The 19,685-nt window shown below is 73.0% G+C and carries 14 protein-coding genes; 5 read left to right on the plus strand and 9 right to left on the minus strand.

The features are described 5' to 3' along the window. Positions 1-65 precede the first annotated feature (65 nt). From IAG42_RS06330 to IAG42_RS06365, 8 genes are all read right to left on the minus strand, one after another. Complete coding sequence (locus tag IAG42_RS06330) at positions 66-995, minus strand: S66 peptidase family protein (protein WP_188336034.1); 930 nt, start codon at positions 993-995, stop codon at positions 66-68. Next, complete coding sequence (locus tag IAG42_RS06335) at positions 992-3,094, minus strand: prolyl oligopeptidase family serine peptidase (protein ID WP_394811276.1); 2,103 nt, start codon at positions 3,092-3,094, stop codon at positions 992-994. Before IAG42_RS06335 ends, IAG42_RS06330 begins: the two co-directional genes overlap by 4 nt. Before the next feature lie 92 nt (positions 3,095-3,186). Next, positions 3,187-4,536 carry a M20/M25/M40 family metallo-hydrolase gene (locus tag IAG42_RS06340; RefSeq protein ID WP_188336036.1) on the minus strand — a complete coding sequence of 450 codons (1,350 nt, stop codon included), beginning with the start codon at positions 4,534-4,536 and terminating at the stop codon, positions 3,187-3,189. Beyond that, on the minus strand, positions 4,529-5,362 hold the full coding sequence (locus tag IAG42_RS06345) for a M55 family metallopeptidase (RefSeq protein WP_188336037.1): 834 nt from the start codon (positions 5,360-5,362) through the stop codon (positions 4,529-4,531). The genes IAG42_RS06340 and IAG42_RS06345 overlap by 8 nt, the downstream gene beginning before the upstream one ends. A 124-nt stretch (positions 5,363-5,486) precedes the next feature. Continuing rightward, positions 5,487-6,212, minus strand: coding sequence for a class I SAM-dependent methyltransferase (locus tag IAG42_RS06350; protein WP_188336038.1), 726 nt, complete (start codon positions 6,210-6,212; stop codon positions 5,487-5,489). 101 nt (positions 6,213-6,313) lie between these two features. Continuing rightward, on the minus strand, positions 6,314-8,644 hold the full coding sequence (locus IAG42_RS06355) for an ATP-binding SpoIIE family protein phosphatase (protein ID WP_188336039.1): 2,331 nt from the start codon (positions 8,642-8,644) through the stop codon (positions 6,314-6,316). A gap of 248 nt (positions 8,645-8,892) precedes the next feature. After that, complete coding sequence (locus tag IAG42_RS06360) at positions 8,893-11,307, minus strand: MFS transporter (RefSeq protein ID WP_188336040.1); 2,415 nt, start codon at positions 11,305-11,307, stop codon at positions 8,893-8,895. A gap of 213 nt (positions 11,308-11,520) precedes the next feature. Next, positions 11,521-11,964 carry an SRPBCC family protein gene (locus IAG42_RS06365; protein ID WP_188336041.1) on the minus strand — a complete coding sequence of 148 codons (444 nt, stop codon included), beginning with the start codon at positions 11,962-11,964 and terminating at the stop codon, positions 11,521-11,523. A 184-nt stretch (positions 11,965-12,148) separates the two neighbouring features. Here IAG42_RS06365 and IAG42_RS06370 point away from each other — a divergent pair, with 184 nt between their 5' ends. Continuing rightward, positions 12,149-13,243, plus strand: coding sequence for an Rv2578c family radical SAM protein (locus tag IAG42_RS06370; RefSeq protein WP_188336042.1), 1,095 nt, complete (start codon positions 12,149-12,151; stop codon positions 13,241-13,243). A gap of 108 nt (positions 13,244-13,351) precedes the next feature. After that, entirely contained in the window at positions 13,352-14,929 is a 1,578-nt protein-coding gene (locus IAG42_RS06375) for an alpha/beta hydrolase (protein WP_188336043.1), read from the plus strand. A 36-nt stretch (positions 14,930-14,965) separates the two neighbouring features. Here the strand turns inward: IAG42_RS06375 and IAG42_RS06380 are convergent, their stop codons facing one another. After that, positions 14,966-15,538: an adenylosuccinate lyase gene (locus tag IAG42_RS06380; protein WP_188336044.1), complete on the minus strand. Its 573-nt coding sequence runs from the start codon at positions 15,536-15,538 to the stop codon at positions 14,966-14,968. A gap of 365 nt (positions 15,539-15,903) precedes the next feature. Between IAG42_RS06380 and IAG42_RS06385 the strand changes: the two genes are divergently transcribed. From IAG42_RS06385 to IAG42_RS06395, 3 genes are all read left to right on the plus strand, one after another. Further along, positions 15,904-17,694, plus strand: a complete 1,791-nt coding sequence (locus IAG42_RS06385) for a 3-hydroxyacyl-CoA dehydrogenase family protein (protein ID WP_188336045.1) — start codon at positions 15,904-15,906, stop codon at positions 17,692-17,694. 109 nt (positions 17,695-17,803) lie between these two features. Next, entirely contained in the window at positions 17,804-18,631 is an 828-nt protein-coding gene (locus IAG42_RS06390; protein ID WP_188336046.1) for a TetR family transcriptional regulator, read from the plus strand. Between the two features lie 59 nt (positions 18,632-18,690). Beyond that, entirely contained in the window at positions 18,691-19,329 is a 639-nt protein-coding gene (locus tag IAG42_RS06395; RefSeq protein ID WP_188336047.1) for a hypothetical protein, read from the plus strand. Positions 19,330-19,685: the final 356 nt, after the last annotated feature.

The following is a 19,685-nucleotide window of genomic DNA, read 5'->3' on the forward strand; positions in this document are numbered from 1 at the left end:
CTGCGCGAGAAGCCCCACCGGGCCCGCAGACGCACACCAATCGCACCGGGCAGACGAAGACGCGCTCAGCGCAGCGCAGGCTCGGCCAGAGTCAGCGTGCCGGACTCGGCGTCGAGAACGGCCCGCACCCCCAGGGGGACGGTCAGCGATCCGGCCCCGTGCCCGAACCCGAAGTCGTCCACCACGGGCACCCCGCCCCCGCCCAACCGGTCCACCAGAAGCCCCCGCACGGGCTCGCACTCCGCCCAGGACCCGAGCACGAACCCCGCGGCCCCGTCGAACCACCCCGCCCGCGCCAACTGCGTCAGATACCGGTCGATCCGGTACGTCTCCTCCCCCACGTCCTCCAGACACACCAGCCCGCCCCGCGCGGAGGCCCGCACCGCCGGCGCCCCCAGCTCCGCGGCGAGCAGGCTCAGGCACCCTCCGAGGAGCAGCCCCTCCGCGACCCCGGGCACGAGGACCCGGTGATCCCCCGCGGCGGCGATCGTCCGCACCGACTCCGGTTCGAACAGCGTGGCCCACAGATGCTTCTGCGCCCGGTCGTCCGTGGGGAAGTCAGCCGCCGCGACCATCGGCCCGTGCAGCGTCGACACCCCGAGCCGGACCGCGAACGCCTCGTGCAGCGCCGTGATGTCGCTGAACCCGAGGAACACCTTCGGCCGGGCCGCCCGCATCGCCTCCCAGTCGAGCAGCTCGACCATGCGCTGCGCCCCGTAGCCGCCGCGCGCGCAGAACACGGCGTCGACACCCGGGTCGCACCAGGCCGCCTGGAGGTCGGCGGCGCGGCCCGCGTCGGAGCCGGCCAGGTAGTCGAACTCCGGGTGGGAGTCGAGGACATGGGCGCCGACGACGGGCTCCAGGCCCCAGCCCCGCAGGACGTCGAGGCCCGCCGCGAGCCGCTCCTCGGGCACGGGCCCGCTCGGCGCGACGACGGCGACCCGGGCCCCTGGGGCGAGCCGCGCGGGCCGGACCAGGGACTCCGGCGACGTCACTTGTTCAGCTCCAGGGTCGGGATCCCGGTCGGGTGCAGGCCGAACACCTGGGCGTACAGGGAGAGTTCGGCCTCCAGCGCACGTCGCATCGTGTCCGCCCTGCGGAACCCGTGGCCCTCGCCCTCGAAGGCGATGTAGGCGTGCGGGACCCGCCGCCCCTCGCTCTCGACCCGCGCGAGGAAGCGCTCGCACTGGGCGGGCGGGCAGATCACGTCGTCGAGCCCCTGGAGCAGCAGGAACGGGACGGTGATCCGCTCGGGGTGCTCGGCCGGGGAGCGCTCGGCGTAGCGGGCGCGGACCTCGGCGAGCGGTCCGACGAGCGACTCCAGGTACCGGGACTCGAAGTCGTGGGTCTCGCCCTCGGCCCAGCTCGTGAGGTCCAGGATCGGGTAGATGACGGTGCCGCACGCGTACACGTCCGTGCTCGTCAGGGACGCCGCGCTGGTCCAGCCTCCGGCGCTGCCGCCGCGGATGGCGAGCCGGTCCCGGTCGGCGGTGCCCTCGTGGGCGAGCGCGAGGGCGACGGCGGCGCAGTCCTCCACGTCGACGACGCCCCACTGTTCGCGCAGCCGCTCGCGGTACTCCCGGCCGTAGCCGGTCGAGCCGCCGTAGTTGACCTCGGCGACGCCGATGCCGCGCGAGGTGAAGTAGGCGATCTCCAGGTCGAGGACGAGCGGGGCGTGCCCGGTGGGGCCGCCGTGCGCCCACACGACGTACGGCGGGAGCTCGTCGTCGGGGGCCGCGTGGGCGGGGCTGTGCGGCGGGTAGATGTGCGCGTGGACGTCCCGGCCGTCGGGTCCGGCGAAGGTGCGGATCTGCGGCTCGGGGTAGTACGCGGGGTCGACCGGGTCGTCGTGCGCGGCGCCGATGACGCGGGCCCGCCCGGTGCAGGTGTCGAGCTCGACGACCTCGGCGGCGGTGCGCGGGCTGGCGGCGACGCCGACGACGCGGGTGCCGTGCGCGGCGAGGGTCGAGCCCCACGCGGTCCAGGGGCCCGCCGTGTCGACGACCTCGCCGGTCTCCGGGTCGAGGATGCCGAGCGCGGTGGAGCCGACGCCGTGCACGACGGCGATCAGTCCGCCGGGCAGCGGTGTGAACCAGTTGAGGCCGATCTTCCACAGCGGCCCGCCGAACTCCTCCTCGCGCGGACACAGCGGCCGGGCGGCGGCGAGCGTCGGGGTGGCGAGGGCCCCTTCGGGGGTGGTCGGTACGGACAGGGCGGGCGCCGGGCGCAGATCGGCGCCGCGCGGGGCGGCGCCGGACGGGGCCGGGGCCTGCCATCCGGAGCGCACGTCGAGCCGGTACAGGTTCCACCAGCCGTCGGCGTCGCCGGAGTACAGGAGTGCGCCGTCGGCGGTCCAGTCGGCCTGGCAGACGGATTCCTCCGGGCCGCCGGCGACGACCTGGGCGGGGCCGAAGGTGCCGTCCTCGCGGACCTCGGCGAGCAGCAGCTCGGTGCCGTCCCAGGGCATGCGCGGGTGGTCCCAGGCGATCCACGCGGCGCGGCGGCCGTCCGGGGAGAGCCGGGCGCCGGTGACGAACCGGTGGGCGCCGTCCGTCAGTTCACGCACCGCGCCGCGGTCCTCGGCGGCCGAACCGTCGAGCGGGACGGCGGCGACGACGCGGCGCACGTCGCCGGGACCCTCGCCGGTGTACTCCTCCAGGACGCACCACACCTCCCCGCGCTCGGGGTGGAGCACGGGGTCGGCCCAGCGCAGGCCGCCGCCGACCGCGGACACCGGGGTGAGCGGCCGCGGCTCGGCGCCCGGCGCGTCGGGCTCGTAGGCGTAGAGGCGCTGGTCGGGGAAGTGCACGAAGACGACGAGGGGGCCTTCGGGGCGGAAGGTACCGGCCCAGGGGACGCCGCCGTACTCGATGACGCGGCTGCGCACGTTCCACGGCGCGGGCAGCACCGAGTGCTCCGTACCGTCGGGCCGGCGGCGCACCAGGGCGCGGCGCCCGCCCTCGGCCGGCCGCGGCTCGGTCCACCACGCCTCGTCGCCGACGTAGCCCACGTACTCCGGCCGGCCGTCGTGCGCGGCCGCCAGCGCGGCGTCGATCGGCGACGGCCACGATCCGTACGACTGGATCTCCACCATCTCGTCCCCGCCCCCCATGTGTCCTGAGGCCTCCATGTCCTTCGCGTCCGCCATCTTCGCCCAGTCCGTTCGCTTCTGTCTGCCTCGCGTGCTCAGGCCGTGCGCAGGAACCGGTCGAGGACGCGCACCCCGAAGTGCAGCGCCTCGACCGGAACCCGCTCGTCCACTCCGTGGAACAGGGCCTGGTAGTCGAATCCCTCGGGCAGCTTGAGCGGCGCGAAGCCGTAGCCCGTGATGCCGAGGCGGGAGAACTGCTTGGCGTCGGTGCCGCCCGACATGCAGTACGGGACCACGTGTCCCTCGGGGGCGAACTCCTCGACGGCGGCCCGCATCTTCGCGAAGGCGGGCGCGTCGACCGGCGCCTGGAGCGCGACCTCGCGGTGGTGGTACTCCCAGTCGACGTCGGGACCGGTCAGCGCGTCGAGCGTGGCCTCGAACTCGTCCTCGGTGCCCGGCAGATACCGCCCGTCCACGTGCGCGGTGGCCTCGCCCGGGATCACGTTGATCTTGTAACCGGCGGACAGCATCGTCGGGTTGCTGCTGTTGCGGACGGTCGGCGCGACGAGGTCGGCGGCCGGGCCGAGCCGGGCGAGCAGCGCGTCGACGTCGAAGTCCGGCGCGTCGACGTCGGTGTCGATCCCGTGGACCCGGGCCATCTCGGCGAGGGCGGCGCGGACGGTGGGGGTGAGCCGGACCGGCCACCGGTGGTCGCCGATCCGGGCGACGGCGGCGGCGAGCCTGCTCACCGCGTTGGCCGGATTCACCTTGGAGCCGTGGCCCGCCTTGCCGCGCGCGGTGAGCTTCAGCCAGCCGGTGCCGCGCTCGCCCGCCGCGATCGGGTAGAGCTGCCGGCCCGCGCCGTCGTGGAAGGTGAAGGCGCCGGACTCGCTGATGCCCTCGGTGCAGCCCTCGAACAGCCCGGCGTGCTCGTCGGCGAGGAATCCGGAGCCGTCCTCCGCGCTGGCCTCCTCGTCGGCGGTGAAGGCGATGACGATGTCGCGCCGGGGCCGGAAGCCGACCCGCGCCCAGTTCCGCACGGTCGCGAGGATCATCGCGTCCATGTTCTTCATGTCGACGGCGCCGCGGCCCCAGACGACGCCGTCGCGCACCTCGCCGGAGAAGGGGTGCACGCTCCAGTCGGCGGCCTCGGCCGGGACGACGTCGAGGTGACCGTGGACCAGGAGCGCGTCGGCGCCCGGGTCGGTGCCCTCGATGCGGGCGACGACGTTGCCGCGCCCCGGGGTGCGCTCCAGGATCGTGGGTTCGAGGCCCGCCTCGGACAGGAGCGCGGCCGCGTACTCGGCGGCGGGGCGCTCCTTGCAGTCGCCGCCTCCGCGGTTCGTGGTGTCGATGCGGATGAGGTCGGAGGTGAACGTGACGACCTCGTCCAGCGCCTGCTCGTCGACGGCGCCCGCGGGGGCGTCGGTGGGCTGCTCAGCCATACTGCTCCTCCACCGCGGCCGAGGCGATCGTGGTGACCGCCTTGAAGGTGCGGATGCCCTCGTACATGGTCTCGTGCGTGTAGGCGATGCGGCGCTCGCCGGTGCGCTCCACGCCGGGCACGACGGTCGACGCCATGGCGAGGTGCTCGGCGTCGAACTCGACCTCGACGGTGAACGGCCCCGCCTGCACCGGCTCGTGCCGCACGGCGATCGACGCGGCGTCCTTGGCGGCGGCCCGGATGTCGGCGGCGGTGCGCGCCGGGGTGCGGCACACCGCCGCGTACCGGGAGACGTGGTCCTTGACCGCGACCTTGCGGGCCTCCGGCGCGTACCCGAGCGCGTCGTCGCACGCGTGGTCGTCGCCGGTGACCAGGACGACGGGGACCCCGTACTCGGCGACCACGTGCGCGTTGAGCAGGCCCTCGCTCGCGCGCACGTCGTTGACCCAGACGCCCGTGATCTGGTTCGCCAGGTACGTGTGGGCGAGGACGCCCTCCATGCCGGCGCCCGCGTGGTAGCCGATGAACGCGATGCCGTCGACGTCCCCGTGCTGGACGCCCTCCACCATGGACAGCGACTTGTGCCGTCCGGTGAGCATCTCGACGCGCTCGTCGAGGCGCTCGAGGAGCAGATTGCGCATGCTCCAGTGCGCTTCGTTGATCAGCACCTCGTCGGCGCCGCCGTCGAAGAAGCCGAGCGCCGCCGCGTTCACGTCCGAGGTGAACATCGCGCGGCAGCGCTCCCACTGCGGGGTGCCCGGGAGCACGTCGGCGGGCCAGGTGACACCCGTGGCGCCCTCCATGTCGGCGCTGATGAGGATCTTCATGGCCAGCACCGTACGCGGATCGGGCCGCCGCTCACCAGGCCTGTGGACAACCCCCAGTGGTGTAGTCCAATGTCCCACCCGGAAGGCCCAGTTCGCGCACGTCACAGCCCTGCGAACGAAAGGCTCAGGCGCGCCGCCCCACCACCAGCCAGGTCGACGGCAGCTCCAGCCACGCGCCGTCCGCGGCCCGCTCGGTCGTGGTCAGCGGCAGTTCACCGGAGGCGAGGACGTCCAGGCCCGCGGCGGCCACGTACTCGGGCACCGCCGCGTCGGACACCTCGCCGGGCGCGATGCCGTGCGCGAAGACGGGGGCCAGCTTCGGCGGCGGGCCCGCCGGGGACTGCGCGAGCCCCTGCAGGATCGGCCGGGCCCGCTCGGACAGCTCGACGACGAAGCCGCGGCCCCGCTCGCCGACGAGCGCCCCGACCGCGTCGACGAGCCGCTGCCGGTCGGCGGGGTCGCTCTGGTGCAGGACGCCCCGCATGTAGACGTTCACGTCGCCGAGTTCGGCGTGCAACATGCCCACCTGGTTGTTGTCGGTGCCGTCGATGCGCCGGTACTCGGCCTGCTCGGCGCGGTCGGCGGCGCGGGCCCGGTCGACGGCGGCGGCGGACAGGTCGACGCCGACGACCTTGCGGTAGCGGTCGGCGAGGAAGCGGGTCTGGGTGCCGTTGCCGCAGCCGAGGTCGACGACGGGCAGCCCGGGAGCCGCCAACCGCGGTTCGAACAGGGCGACATGGAGGGCCGCGGTGAGCGCCGGCTCGGCGTCCCAGAAGACACCGCCCGGCTCGTCGGGCGCGTTCTCCCAGAAGCTCTCCCACGCATCCTTGTAGCGCTCGGTCACGCTCATGGGCCCTCCCGGTGGTACGCACAGCGCCGTCGCTCGACGTGTCCGATCGGTCTACCGTGCCCCGCGCCGTCCCACAAGCGGGCGTCCGCCGGGCGCCCGGGTCAGCGTGCCGTCAGCTCGAACCAGACGGTCTTGCCGGTCGCGGTACGGCTCGTGCCCCACTCACGGGCGAGACGGGCCACGACCCGCAGGCCGCGCCCGAACTCGGCGCCCGGCCCGGCGTTGAGCAGTGTCGGCAGGGTGTGCTCGGTGTCCTCCACCTCGCACAGCAGCGTGCCGGACCGGATCAGGCGCAGCTGCACCGGGCCGCCCCGCGCGTGCCGCACCGCGTTGGTCACGAGCTCGCTCACCATCAGCTCGGCGGCGTACTCGGCGCCGGACAGCCCCCACGCGGCGAGCCGCTCCCGGACCAGGGCGCGTGCCCGCGCCACCTGGGCGGGCTCGGCGGGCAGCTCCCAGTGCGCCACGTCCGCGCCCTCGATGCCGGCCATGCGGACCATGAGGAGGGCGACGTCGTCCTTGCGTCCGCCGCACCGGGCGAGGGAGCGGATGATGGTGTCGCAGGCGTCGTCCATGGAGGCCGCCGGGTGCGCGGCGGACTCGCACAGCGTCGCGAGCCCCACGCCGATGTCCTCCCCGCGCACCTCGACCAGTCCGTCGGTGCACATCACGAGGCGGTCGCCGGGCGCGACGGGCACGGTCACCGACTCGAACGGGACGCCGCCCACACCGATCGGCGCGCCCGTCGGCAGTTCGAGCAGTTCACTGCGGCCGTCCTGCGCGCGCACGACGACGGGCGGGATGTGGCCGGCGTTGGCGAGGTGCAACTCGCCCGCGATCGGGTCGTAGACGGCGTAGAGGCAGGTCGCGAGGTAGCTGTCGCCGAGGCGGTGCGCCAGGTCGTCGAGGTTGCGCAGGAGCTGGGCGGGCGGCAGGTCGAGGGCGGCCATCGTCTGGACGGCGGTGCGCAACTGGCCCATCATCGCCGCCGAGTTGAGCCCGTGCCCCATCACGTCGCCGACCACGAGCGCGGTCCGGGCCCCCGGCAGTTTCACGGCGTCGAACCAGTCGCCGCCGACCCGCCCGAGCAGCGTGCCCGGCAGGTACCGGGTGGCGATGTCGCAGCCCGGCAGGCGCGGTGCGATGCGCGGCAGCATGCTGTCCTGCAGCGTCTCGGCCACCGACTCCTGATACGTGTACATGCGGGCGTTGTCGAGCACGAGCCCGGCGCGCGCGGCGAGTTCGGCGCCGGTGACGCGGTCCATGTCGTTGAAGACCGGCCGCTCCCGGTGGCGCAGCAGGATCATGAACCCGAGGACCACGTTGCGCGCCTTGAGGGGGACGACGAGCATCGAGCGGTGCGTGATCAGCGGCCGGATGTCCCGCTTCTCGAACTGGCTCGCGATCGCGTTGCCCATCTCCTCGGAGATGTACGGGACGAGGACCGGGTCCCCGCTGGTCATGCACTGGAAGAACGGGGTGTGCACGGGGAACGGCATGGACTCGCCGACCGGCACCACGTCGTCCCAGCGCCCCGGCTCGTCGGTGTGCTCGAGCGCGACGCGGTGCCACAGCGTCGTCGCGTCGGGAGGCCCCTCGGGGAAGCCCTCGCCGGCGACGACCTGCTCGCGCAGATAAGTGCCGGCCACGTCCGTGAAGCGGGGTACGACGGCGCGGCTGACCTCGACGACCGTGCGCGAGAGGTCGAGGGACGAACCGATGGCCCCGCTCACCTCGTTGAGGAACTCGAGCCGCTCGCGCACGGCCACGTACTCGAGGTCCTCGGCGTCGTCGAGGGGGCTGCGCGGGGAGGGCAGTCCGGCCGCGGCGGCGCGGGCCGCCTCGGCGCGCCGCTCCCTGCGCTCGGTGCGGCGCGAGACTCCCCAGTCGGCGGTCACGGGTACGCGGTCGTGGTGGCTGTACTCCAGGACGGGATAGCCCAGTTCGAGCACCTGGGCGACGATCCGGGCGCTCTCCCCGACGCTCATGCTCGGCAGGATCTCGGGCAGCGCGCGGGCCAGTCGCTCGGCGCCGGGGAAATCGGTGTGCCGGGCGAATCCCGGGGCGACCTGCTCGCTCACCGGGCCGGCGCCGCCTTCCGCTCCGGCCGCGTCCGCGGCGAGCACGAGTGTGCGCTCCGGACCCGGTCCCGCCAGGGGGTACGCCCACCAGAGCACGTCGATCCGGTCCGGGTGCCCCGCGCCCGTGTCCAGCCGGGCCCGCCCGCAGGTCGGGTACGCGGCGCGTCCGTCCTGCGGCAGGGCGCCGCTCACGGGCAGCAGATCGGTGGCGGAACGGCCGACGGCGTCCTCGCGGGCGGGGCCGAACAGGCGGCGGGCGCCGGTGCTCCAGTGGGTGACGTCGCCGGTGCGGTCGATGACGACGACGGCGAGCGGAACGTGGCCCTGCGGGGCTCGACCCGTCCCATGCATCGCCGCGCTCCTTCCGTCCGGCAGCCCTCTTTACGGTACGGGGACGATGTGGCCCCCGGGGCCCGGTCACGGATATTCGTCGGCTGACGGCCGGTGGGGGCTGGTCGCGCAGTTCCCCGCGCCCCTGAAATGCAGACCCTTCGGGTCGCATTTCCCCGAAGAGGCGAAGCCTCCTCAGGGGCGCGGGGAACTGCGCAGAAGCCCCACCGGCCGTCAGCCGACGACGAACGGGCCGGAGTCACGGCGCGTCAGTCCTCGTGGCCGAGCTGGAGGTCCCGTTCGGTGCGGCCGCCCCCGGCGACCTGAAGCACGGTCGCCACCGGGGGGTAGCCCGCCGCGATCACCGTGTACTCCCCGGACGAGAGGTCGACGAAGCGGAACGCCCCGTCCCCACCGGTGGTGAGTGTGTCGACGACGTTCCCGGCCGCGTCCAGCAGCGTCACCCGCGCGTCCTCCACGGGCCGCCCCCCGAGCGCCCGCACCGTTCCCCGGAGCACCGCCCCGCCCGCGAGCTCGACGTCCTGGCGGGTCTCGCGCGCGGCCATGACCGTGACGGGCAGCGCGGCGGGCCGGAACGCGGGCGCGCTGGCGGCCAGCGTGTACTCCCCGGCGACGAGTTCGGAGATGACGTAGCCGCCCTCGCGCCCGCTGCGGGTGGTCGCGACGACCTCTCCGTGGACGTTCGTCAGGGTGACGGTCGCCTCGCGGACGGGGGATCCGTCGGCCGTGACGACGGACCCGGCGAGGCGTCCCGCGCCGCCGAGGACCACGTCGAGCTCGACGGGCCGCTCCCCCACCGTGACGGTGACGGCCTGCGGCTGGTGGCCCCCGGCGGCGGCGATCAGCACGTAGGAGCCGGAACCGGGCGTCGAGAGGGCGTAGCGCCCGTCGTCGCCGCTCGCGCCGCGCCCGATCTGGGTGCCGCCGACGTCGATGAGGGTGAGGGCGGCGCGCGGCACGACGGTGCCGTCGGGGTGCTGGACCGTGCCGCAGACCGGGATTCCGGCGGCGTGCGCGGCCCGCTCCTGGGCCGGGATCACGGGGTGCGCGGAGGAGGAGGTGGAGGCGGCGCTGGACAACAGGGGTGTCTCCTTGAGGAAGAAGGCGAGCAGCAGGCCGAGGACGAGGACCGGCACCAGGTACAGGAAGATCCGGGGCATCGCGTCGGCGTACGCCTCGATGTACGGGGTGCGCAGCGCCTCGGGCATCGCGTGCACGAGCTGCGGGGTGATCGATTCGGCGTCGGGGCCGTGGCCGCCGGCGGGCAGCCGGTCGGCGAGGGAGTCGGCGAGCCGGTTCGCGAAGAGCGTGCCGAAGATGGCGGCACCGACGCTGCCGCCGATCTGCCGGAAGTAGTTGTTGGCACTCGTGGCGGTGCCGAGGTCGGCGGGCCGTACCGAGTTCTGCACGGCCAGCACGAGGACGGGCATGATCAGGCCGATGCCGGCGCCGAGGACGGCCATGTAGACGCTGTACTCCAGGCGCGGGGTGTCGACCTCGAGGCGGGAGAGCAGATACATGCCGAGCGTGGACAGGGCGCTGCCGAGGATCGGGTAGATCCGGTAGCGGCCGGTGTGGCTGATGAGCTGGCCGGACAGGACGGAGGCGCCGACGACGCCGCCCATCATCGGGAGCATGAGGAGCCCGGACTCGGTGGCGCTGGCGCCGTCGACCATCTGCAGGAAGGTCGGCAGATAGCTGGCGGCGCCGAAGAGGGCGACGCCGACGACCATGCCGACGAGCCCGCTGAGGTTGAACACGGAGTCGCGGAACAGCCGCAGCGGGATGAGTGGTTCGGCCGCGTACTTCTCGGCGACGACGAAGAGCACGGCACAGAGCGCGGCGCCCGCGCCGAGTCCGACGATGACCCGGTCGCCCCACGCGTACTCGGTGCCGCCCCAACTGGTCAGCAGGACCAGGCAGGTGGAGGCGGCGGCCAGCAGCAGGGCGCCCAGGACGTCGAGCCGTGCCTTCTTGGCCGGTTTGGGGAGCTTGAGGACGGCGGCCGTGACGGCGAGGGTGACCAGGCCGAAGGGCACGTTGATGTAGAAGCACCAGCGCCACGACAGGTGGTCGGTGAAATACCCGCCGAGCAGGGGTCCCGCGACGGACGCGAGGCCGAACGCGGCGCCGATCAGGCCCATGTAGCGGCCGCGTTCGCGCGGCGGCACGATGTCGCCGATGATCGCCTGCACACCGATCATGAGGCCGCCCGCGCCGACGCCCTGGACGGCGCGGAAGGCGATGAGCTGGTCCATGCTCTCGGCCCGGCCGGCGAGTCCGGAGCCGATGATGAAGACGACGATCGCGAAGAGGAAGACGCCCTTGCGGCCGAAGAGGTCGCCGAGCTTTCCGTAGATCGGCAGGCCGATCGTGGAGGTCAGCAGGTAGGCGGTGATCGCCCAGGACATCTTGTCGAGGCCGTGCAGCTCGCCGACGATCTTCGGGAGCGCGGTGGCGACGATCATCTGCTCCAGCGCGGCGAGCAGCAGCGCGAGCATCAGGCCGACGAAGACCATGCGCACCCGGCGCGGGCTCAGTCCGTGCCCGGGGAGCGGGGGCGGGGCGGCCTCCCGCGGCGGGTCGGCCGCGGTGACCGGTTCCGGGGCGGGGGCCGGCACCGGACTCCCCACCGGCTCGGTCTCCAGCGTCGTCGTGCCCACCTGCCACTCCCCTCGTCGCCCTTGCGCCGCCCATTTCTCGCATTACGCGACAACGGGGGGCAAGTGCGACGAGATGTCGCTCAGGAGGACATCGGAGATGAATGCGCCGGTCGGAGCCCTACGGCGTACAACCGGCGCGAAACGAAAACCACTCGAAACGGTGAGCGGTGAATCGGTGCGCGAAGCGCGCCTCCGGGGGTGCGGGGCCCCGGCCTACTTCTCGACCTCGGCGGCGAGCTTGGCGAGGACGGCGTCGTAGATCCGGCCGAGACCCTTGGGCGCGAAGGTCTTCTCGAAGAAGCCGCCGATGCCGCCGGCGCCGTTCCACACGGTCGTGACCACGACGCGGGACTGCCCCTCGCCGGCAGGGGTGACGCGCCAGGTCGTGACCATGGACGAGTTGCGGTCCTTCTCGACGAGCTCGCCGTCGGTGGGCTCGGAGACCTCGAGCAGGCAGTCGCGGACGCGCTTGCTGGTGGCCTGGAGCTTCCAGTGGACGAGGGTGCCCTCACCGTCGCCGCCCTCGCGCACCTCGTACTCGCTGAAGTGCTCGGGCAGCAGCTTCGCGCGGGTGCCGCTGTAGTCGGCGAGGGCGTCGAACACGTCGTCCGGCTTCGCGGCGACGACACGCTCCGTGATGGCCTCGACCTGCGCCATGACTCTTCCTCCAGCACTTGGTTCTTCGGGTGGTTCTTCAGGGGTGGTTCTGCAAGGTGTCGCGAGTTGACTGCGCCCAGCCAACCACCCGGCACAGCGGCCACCAAATCCGGTCCCGGAAAGGGTTCGCACGATCAAGGGAACATGTGTTCTATTCTGTGGCCAGTGCTAGCGAGGAGGCGTCATGCGCTGGGAGAACCTCACGGACCCCACGAGCTCCACAGACCTCACGGACCTCACGGGATCCACCGACGACGGGCGGACCGAACACGGCCGCGCGCCCGAAGCCGCGCTGTTCGGCGCGGACGCGGTCACGACCCGCACGATCGACACCCCCGAGTTCGCCGGCGTCACGTTCCACGAGATCCGGGCCCGCTCGATCGTCAACCGGGTGCCGGGCGCGTCCCGGATGCCGTTCGAGTGGACGGTCAACCCGTACCGGGGCTGCACGCACGCGTGCGTGTACTGCTTCGCCCGCAACACCCACCACTATCTCGACCTGGACACCGGTCTCGGCTTCGACAGCCAAATCGTGGTCAAGGTGAACGCGCCGACGCTGCTGCGCCACCACCTCGCCTCACGCCGCTGGCACGGCGACCACATCGCGATGGGCACCAACGTCGACTGCTACCAGCGCGCGGAGGGCCGCTACCGCCTGATGCCGGGGATCCTGGAGGCGCTGCGCGACTACGCCAATCCGTTCAGCATCCTGACGAAGGGCACGCTGATCCTGCGCGACCTGCCCCTGCTGCGGCAGGCCGCCGACGTGACCGACGTGGGGATCTCGGTGTCGGTCGGCTTCGTCGACCAGGAGCTGTGGCGCACGGTGGAGCCGGGCACGCCCGCGCCCGAGCGCCGGCTCGACGTCGTCCGGGCCCTCACCGACGCGGGGATCGGCTGCGGGGTCCTGATGGCCCCGGTGATCCCCTTCCTCGGGGACCGGCCCGAGCAGCTGCGGGCCACGGTGCGGGCGGTCGCGCGGGCCGGCGCCACCTCCGTCACCCCGCTCGTGCTGCATCTGCGGCCCGGGGCCCGCGAGTGGTTCATGGCCTGGCTGGGCCGGCACCACCCGTATCTGGTGCGCCGCTACGAGCGGCTGTACGCGGAGGGCGCGTACGCCCCGAAGTGGTACCAGCGGCGGGTGACCCGTCAGGTGCACGAACTGGCGGAGGAGTTCGGGATCGGGCCGTCCCGGGCGGCGCTGCGGCGCCGGGTGCCCGAGCCGCAGCCGGAGGCGGAGCCCGGGCCCGCGACACCCACTCAGCTGACGCTCCTGTGACCGCAATCGGGTCAAATTCGCACTGAACAGGTTCTTCCGGGCGCCCACTCCGGGACGATGCGGCTGGGCCGTGGACTCGCGGTCCTCCCCTCCGCCCTGGGAGGCTCCATGAAGAAGCGCGCAGTCGCACTCTGCGGCGTCGCCGCCCTGGCCGCCGGTGCCGTCACCCCCGCCACCGCCGCCGCGGGCCCCGCGCCCACCCCGTCCTCCGCCGCCGCTTCCCTTGCCTGGAAGAAGTGCGGCACGAAGTCCTATCCGACCCTCCAGTGCGCCTCCCTGAAGGTGCCGCTGGACCACGACGACCCGCACGGCCGGCAGATCACCCTCGCGCTGTCGCGTGTCCCGCACACCGCGAAGAAGTCGCAGGGCCCGCTCCTGGTGAACCCCGGCGGCCCGGGCGGCAGCGGCCTGACCCTCGCCGGGTTCGTCGCGTCGAACCTGCCGAAGAAGATCGCCGCCCAGTACGACGTGATCGGCTTCGACCCGCGCGGCGTCGGCAAGAGCAAGCCGGCCCTGGACTGCAAGCCCGGCCACTTCGACCCCGTACGCCCCTCCAGCGTGCCGACGACGCAGGCGATCGAGACGGCGAACCTGAACCGGGCGCAGGCCTTCGCGCGCGCGTGCGGCGAGAAGTACGGGGACGTCCTGCCGTTCATGGACACCGTGTCCAGCGTCAAGGACATGGACGCGATCCGCCGCGCGCTCGGCGCCCCGAAGCTCAACTACTTCGGCTACTCCTACGGCACGTACCTGGGCGCCGTGTACGCCAAGTACTTCCCCGAGCGGGTGCGGCGCTTCGTGCTCGACTCGATCGTGGACCCGACGGGCGTCTGGTACCGGGACAACATGTCCCAGGACCTCGCCTTCAACGCCCGCCACCAGGCCTTCCTCGCCTGGGTCGCGCGGCACGACGCCACGTACAAGCTGGGCAAGGACCCGGCCGCGGTCGAGGCGAAGTGGTACGCGATGCGGGACGCGCTGGCGAAGAAGCCGGCCGACGGCAAGGTCGGCGCCGGCGAACTGGAGGACACCTTCCTGCCGGGCGGCTACTTCGACGGCTACTGGCCCTTCCTCGCCGAGGCGTTCGCCGCGTACGCGAAGAAGAAGGACACGGACCCGCTGGTCGAGGCGTACGAGAACTTCGCGGCGGTCGACGCCGAGGGCGACAACGGGTACAGCGTCTACACGGCGGTGCAGTGCCAGGACGCGCGCTGGCCGCGCAACTGGAACCGCTGGCGCGTCGACAACCGCCACATGAACGAGAAGGCGCCGTTCTCCACGTGGAACAACGCCTGGTACAACGCGCCGTGCGCGTTCTGGCCGACCCGCCCCGGGCGCCCGACGGACGTCGAGAACCACGCGGTGCCGCCGGTGCTGCTGTTCCAGGCGACGGACGACGGGGCGACCCCGTACGAGGGCGGCGTCGAGATGCACCGGCAGCTCTCCGGGTCGAGCCTGGTCGTCGAGGAAGGCGGCGGCAACCACGGCATCACGCTCAGCGGCAACGACTGCCTCGACGAGCACCTGGCCGCCTATCTGGCGAACGGGAAGGTGCCCCGGGGCGACGGCGGCGAGGCGGACGCGGTCTGCGCGAAGCTGCCCGACCCGAAGCCGCGCACGACGAAGGTGCTCCCCCGCTCCTCGGGCGGCACCGCGCTGCACGGACTGCTCGGCTTCCGCGGCTGAAGCGCCCTCTCGCCTCTCTCGCGCTTCCGGTCTCCGTCAGGAGGCCGGGAGCCGGGCCAGGGCCGCGGCCGCCGCCATCGCGAGCCGCGGATGCGCGCTCGCCTCGGTGAGCACCTCGCGGGCCCGGGGGTCGGCGAGGCTGCCGAGACCCTCGACGCAGGCGAGCGCCACCTTCCGGTACGGGTCGTGCGGGGCCAGGCGCCGGCGCAGCGTGGTGATCAGGGCCGGGGCGGATTCGGGGGCGCGCAGCCGGGTCAGCAGCCGGATCGGGTGCAGGGCGTAGGCGACGCGCAGCTCGTTCGTGGCGAGCGCGGCCGCGGCGCGGGCGGTGCGCGGGTCCTGTAACGCGGCGAGCGCGTCGGCGGCGGCCGCGCAGCGGTCCGGGTCCCGGTGGTTGAGCAGCAGGACGAGGGCCTCGAACGCGCGCCGGTCGCCCGCGAGGCCGAGCCGGTGAGCGGCCAGTTCCCTCGCCCACAACGGCTGTTCGGGCGCGGTGAGCACCGCGGCCAGGGTGTCGCGGTCCCCCGTCGCGGCGAGCCGCTCGAAGGCGGGCGCCCCACCGGCTTCCTTCCGGATGCGTTCCGTCACCGTTCGCGACTCTTCGTCCATGGCGGCCAGGGTAGACGCGCCCGGCCTGCGGCGACATAGATCACAGCGAAAGACCAACCGCGAGGACTGGCGCGCTCGTTACTGGGTGGTTAAGCTCAGTTGAGCGGGACACACTCTCCCGCAGCACCACTCCAGGCGGCCTGGTGACGCAGCCGCCCCGAGTGTCAGTCGGTTCGGTACCGCGGTTTCGCAGTACCAGCATTTCTCTTCTCAGTACGGCACGGCTCCGGGACAGGGCCGTCCGGTTCCGCCCCCGCGATCCGCCCTGCACGGCCGGTCGCGCGGGTCAACTCCCGTACGCCTTCCGCCTTTCCGGCGTTCGCGTACGACCCCTCAGTCGTCACCCTCACTCCTGGAGTTCCCGGATGGACGCTCCCCTGTCCCCTCTCTCGACGATCGCCGTCGTCGGTCTCGGCACCATGGGCACCGGCATCGCCGAGGTGCTCGCCCGCGCCGGCCGCGAGGTCATCGGCATCGACATCAGCGAGGCCGCCACCGGGCAGGCCGTCGCCGCCCTGGAGGCCTCGACGGCGCGTGCGGTGCGCCGTGAGCACCTCACCGAGCAGCAGCGTGCGGACCTGCTCGCCCGCTTCCGTACGTTCACCGACCTGCAGGCCGCGGCCGGCGCCGACCTGGTCATCGAGGTCGTGCCCGAGTCGTACGAGATCAAGCAGCAGGTCTTCCGGGACCTGGACGCGATCGTGCGGCCCGAGACGATCATCGCGACGGGCACCAACGCGCTGTCCGTGACCCGGCTCGCCGCCGACTCGGCCCGCCCCGAGCGCGTGCTCGGCCTCCACTTCTTCAACCCTGCGCCCGCGATGAAGCTCGTCGAGGTCGTCTCCAGTGTGCTGACCGCGCCGACCGCGGTCACCGCCGTCACCGAGCTCGCCGTCGAGCTGGGCAAGGAGCCCGTCGCGGTCGGCGACCGGCCCGGTTTCGTCGCGGACGGTCTGCTCTTCGGCTACCTCAACCAGGCCGCCGCGATGTACGAGGCCAAGTACGCCTCCCGCGAGGACATCGACTCCGCGATGCAGCTCGGCTGCGGTCTGCCGATGGGCCCGCTGGCGCTGCTCGACCTGATCGGCATCGACACCGCGCGCACCGTCCTCGACGCGATGTACGCCGAGTCCCGCGACCGGCTGCACGCCCCCGCGCCGATCCTCAAGCAGCTCGCCGAGGCGGGCCTGACCGGCCGCAAGGCGGGCCGCGGCTTCTACTCGTACGAGGCGCCCGGCAGCGAGGTCGTCGTGCGGGACGCGCTGACGCCGCTGACCGACGCGGACGCGGCGCCCACCCGCACGGTGCGCTCCGTCGGTGTCGCCGGCTCCGGGACGATGGCCTCCGGCATCGTCGAGGTGTTCGCGAAGGCCGGCTACGACGTCGTGCTCGCCGCCCGCAGCGAGGAGAAGGCGGAGAAGGCCAAGGCCCGCATCGCCAAGTCGCTCCAGCGCTCCGTCGACAAGGGCCGGATGACCGCCGAGACCGCGGAGCAGACGCTCTCGCGGATCACGCCGGCCGGCACCTACGACGCCTTCGCGGATGTCGACCTCGCGCTCGAGGCCGTCGCCGAGGACCTGGAGATCAAGCAGCAGCTGTTCGCCACGTTCGACAAGGTCTGCAAGCCGGGGGCGATCCTGGCGACGACCACCTCGTCGCTGCCCGTCGTCGCCTGCGCCCGCGCCACCTCGCGGCCGCAGGACGTGATCGGCATGCACTTCTTCAACCCGGCGCCCGCGATGAAGCTCGTCGAGGTCGTGCGCACGGTCCTGACCGGCGACGACGTGCACGCCACCGTCCGCGACCTCACGCTCAAGGTCCGCAAGCACCCGGTGGACTGCGGCGACCGGGCCGGCTTCATCGTGAACGCTTTGCTGTTCCCGTACCTGAACAACGCGATCAAGATGGTGCAGGAGCACTACGCGACGCTGGACGACATCGACGCCGCGATGAAGCTCGGCGGCGGCTACCCGATGGGTCCGTTCGAACTGCTCGACGTGGTCGGCCTGGACGTGTCCCTGGCCATCGAGAAGGTGCTGCACCGCGAGTTCCGCGACCCGGGGCTCGCGCCGGCACCGCTCCTGGAGCACCTGGTGGCCGCGGGCTGCCTCGGCCGCAAGACGGGCCGTGGCTTCCGCGAATATGCCCGGCGCTGAGCAGGGGACGGGAGCCGCACCGGACACGGGTTCGGACGTGGGTTCGGACTGGGGCGGGCTGCTCGGGGAACCGAGCGGCCCGCTGACCGGGGAGCGTCTGGGAACGTACATGCAGTACGTTCGGGTCATGCCCAAGGCCGATCAGACCTCCCGTACCCCAGCTCAGCCCGACGCTCCGGCGGAGATGAGCGCCGCGGGCAGCCGCGCCGCCGCCCAGCGGCTCAAGATGCGCCGGGAGCTCGCGGCCGCGGCGATGGAGCTGTTCTCCACCAAGGGGTACGAGGCGACGACGGTCGACGAGATCGCCGCCGCGGCGGGCGTCGCGCGCCGCACCTTCTTCCGGCACTTCCGCTCCAAGGAAGAGGCGATCTTCCCGGACCACGACGACACGCTCGTGCGCGCGGAGGCGGTGCTCAACGCGGCGCCGCCGCACGAACACCCGCTCGACACGGTCTGCCGGGGCATCAAGGAAGTCATGAAGATGTACGCGTCGTCGCCGACGGTCGCCGTCGAGCGGTACCGGCTGACGCGTGAGGTGCCGACGCTGCGCGAGGCGGAGATCGCCTCGGTGGCCCGCTACGAGCGCCTCTTCACCCGGTACCTGCTCGGCCACTTCGACGAGCAGGCCCACCACGACGGCAACGACGACCCGCTGCTCGCGGAGGTCGCCGCGTCGGCCGTCGTCACGGCGCACAACCACGTGCTGCGGCGCTGGCTGCGGGCGGGCGGCCAGGGTGACGTCGAGTCCCAGCTCGACCACGCCTTCGCGATCGTGCGCCGGACGTTCGGCACCGGCATCGGCGCGGGCCGCACCCCCGCGTCCCCGCCGCCGGCCCAGGTCTCGACCTCCGGGGAGGTCCTGGTCACGGTGGCCCGCACGGACGCGCCCCTCTCCGAGATCATGCACACGATCGAAGAGGCCCTCCACAACCGCTGAACCGGCCCCGGAGGCCGCCCGGCCTCCGGGGGCGCGGACCGGTCGAGGACGAGGGATCCATGGGGACCAACCCGAAGCCCGTCCCGCGACGCCGTCAGGCCGCCGCTCTCGCTCTGTGGCGGTGGCGTGCGCCGCTGTTCGCGTTCGAACCGGACGCGGAGTGGGGCCTGGACCGCTCCGCGCTGGAGTCGCTGTTCCGGCTGGCCGCAGCGGCTCCCGGCGAACGGACGGACCAGGCCTACCGGCACGCCGTCACCGCGCTGCGCACGGCCCCGCTCTTCACGTCCGAGGTCGACCCGGACACGGTCCAGCTCGTCCAGCTGGAGACCGTCGGCAACCTACTGACCTTCGCCGAACTGCTGGACAACCCGGGCGGGGACGAGGCCGACCGCGTACACGAGACCTCGGCCGGCCTGGCGGGTCACCTCGACGCCCTCGTCGAGGACTCCCTCCACGCCCACCCCTCCGAAGAAGCCCACCGCGCGTACGTCACCGCCCTCACGGACCCGGCACACGGTGGCTACTTCGCCTCCCGCCACGCCGCCGTGGAGACCGCCTGTCACCGCGCCCTGGACTCCCTCCCCGACTCCACCGGCCTGACCGGCTCGCCCGCGGGCCGCGGACTGCTCGCGCTCTGCGAGGACTTCGGCGCGGAGCTCGTCACCACGCTCCACTGGCTCCGCACGACGGGCTACTAGCGACGGGCGATCCGCCGCGAACCCGGGACGCCCGCCTCCCCCGTCACCCCATCGGCAGAACCCCCCGTGTCGCCCCCCACCCCTGCTGGCACGCAGTGCCATACATCCCGCACCTTCGACACCCCTCCCCACCCCACCCCCACCTCCCGCGATCGATCATCGATCCCTTTCGGGGCCCGGAAACCCCTTCTGACCACGGATGATCGATCATCGCTCAGCTGGAGCCAAAAGATTTCAGCTGAGCGAAATTGGTGGCACCCAGTGCCTTGTGCACCGTCACGGCGTGCCATACGTTGAAGGTGTCCGGGCGGCCGGCGTGCAGAGAACTTCCGTACGCCGGCTGTCCCCGCAAGCCT

The sequence above is a fragment of the Streptomyces xanthii genome (genome assembly GCF_014621695.1).
GTDB classification, from domain to species: domain Bacteria; phylum Actinomycetota; class Actinomycetes; order Streptomycetales; family Streptomycetaceae; genus Streptomyces; species Streptomyces xanthii.

Excerpts from the sequence above, each read along its gene's own strand:
- IAG42_RS06340 (WP_188336036.1), bottom strand. The coding sequence starts at position 4,536 with ATGGCTGAGCAGCCCACCGACGCCCCCGCGGGCGCCGTCGACGAGCAG.
- IAG42_RS06385 (WP_188336045.1), top strand. The coding sequence starts at position 15,904 with ATGGACGCTCCCCTGTCCCCTCTCTCGACGATCGCCGTCGTCGGTCTC.
- IAG42_RS06395 (WP_188336047.1), top strand. The coding sequence starts at position 18,691 with ATGGGGACCAACCCGAAGCCCGTCCCGCGACGCCGTCAGGCCGCCGCT.
- IAG42_RS06390 (WP_188336046.1), top strand. The coding sequence starts at position 17,804 with ATGCAGTACGTTCGGGTCATGCCCAAGGCCGATCAGACCTCCCGTACC.
- IAG42_RS06345 (WP_188336037.1), bottom strand. The coding sequence starts at position 5,362 with ATGAAGATCCTCATCAGCGCCGACATGGAGGGCGCCACGGGTGTCACC.
- IAG42_RS06380 (WP_188336044.1), bottom strand. The coding sequence starts at position 15,538 with ATGGACGAAGAGTCGCGAACGGTGACGGAACGCATCCGGAAGGAAGCC.
- IAG42_RS06375 (WP_188336043.1), top strand. The coding sequence starts at position 13,352 with ATGAAGAAGCGCGCAGTCGCACTCTGCGGCGTCGCCGCCCTGGCCGCC.
- IAG42_RS06365 (WP_188336041.1), bottom strand. The coding sequence starts at position 11,964 with ATGGCGCAGGTCGAGGCCATCACGGAGCGTGTCGTCGCCGCGAAGCCG.
- IAG42_RS06335 (WP_394811276.1), bottom strand. The coding sequence starts at position 3,094 with ATGGTGGAGATCCAGTCGTACGGATCGTGGCCGTCGCCGATCGACGCC.
- IAG42_RS06350 (WP_188336038.1), bottom strand. The coding sequence starts at position 6,212 with ATGAGCGTGACCGAGCGCTACAAGGATGCGTGGGAGAGCTTCTGGGAG.
- IAG42_RS06355 (WP_188336039.1), bottom strand. The coding sequence starts at position 8,644 with ATGCATGGGACGGGTCGAGCCCCGCAGGGCCACGTTCCGCTCGCCGTC.
- IAG42_RS06370 (WP_188336042.1), top strand. The coding sequence starts at position 12,149 with ATGCGCTGGGAGAACCTCACGGACCCCACGAGCTCCACAGACCTCACG.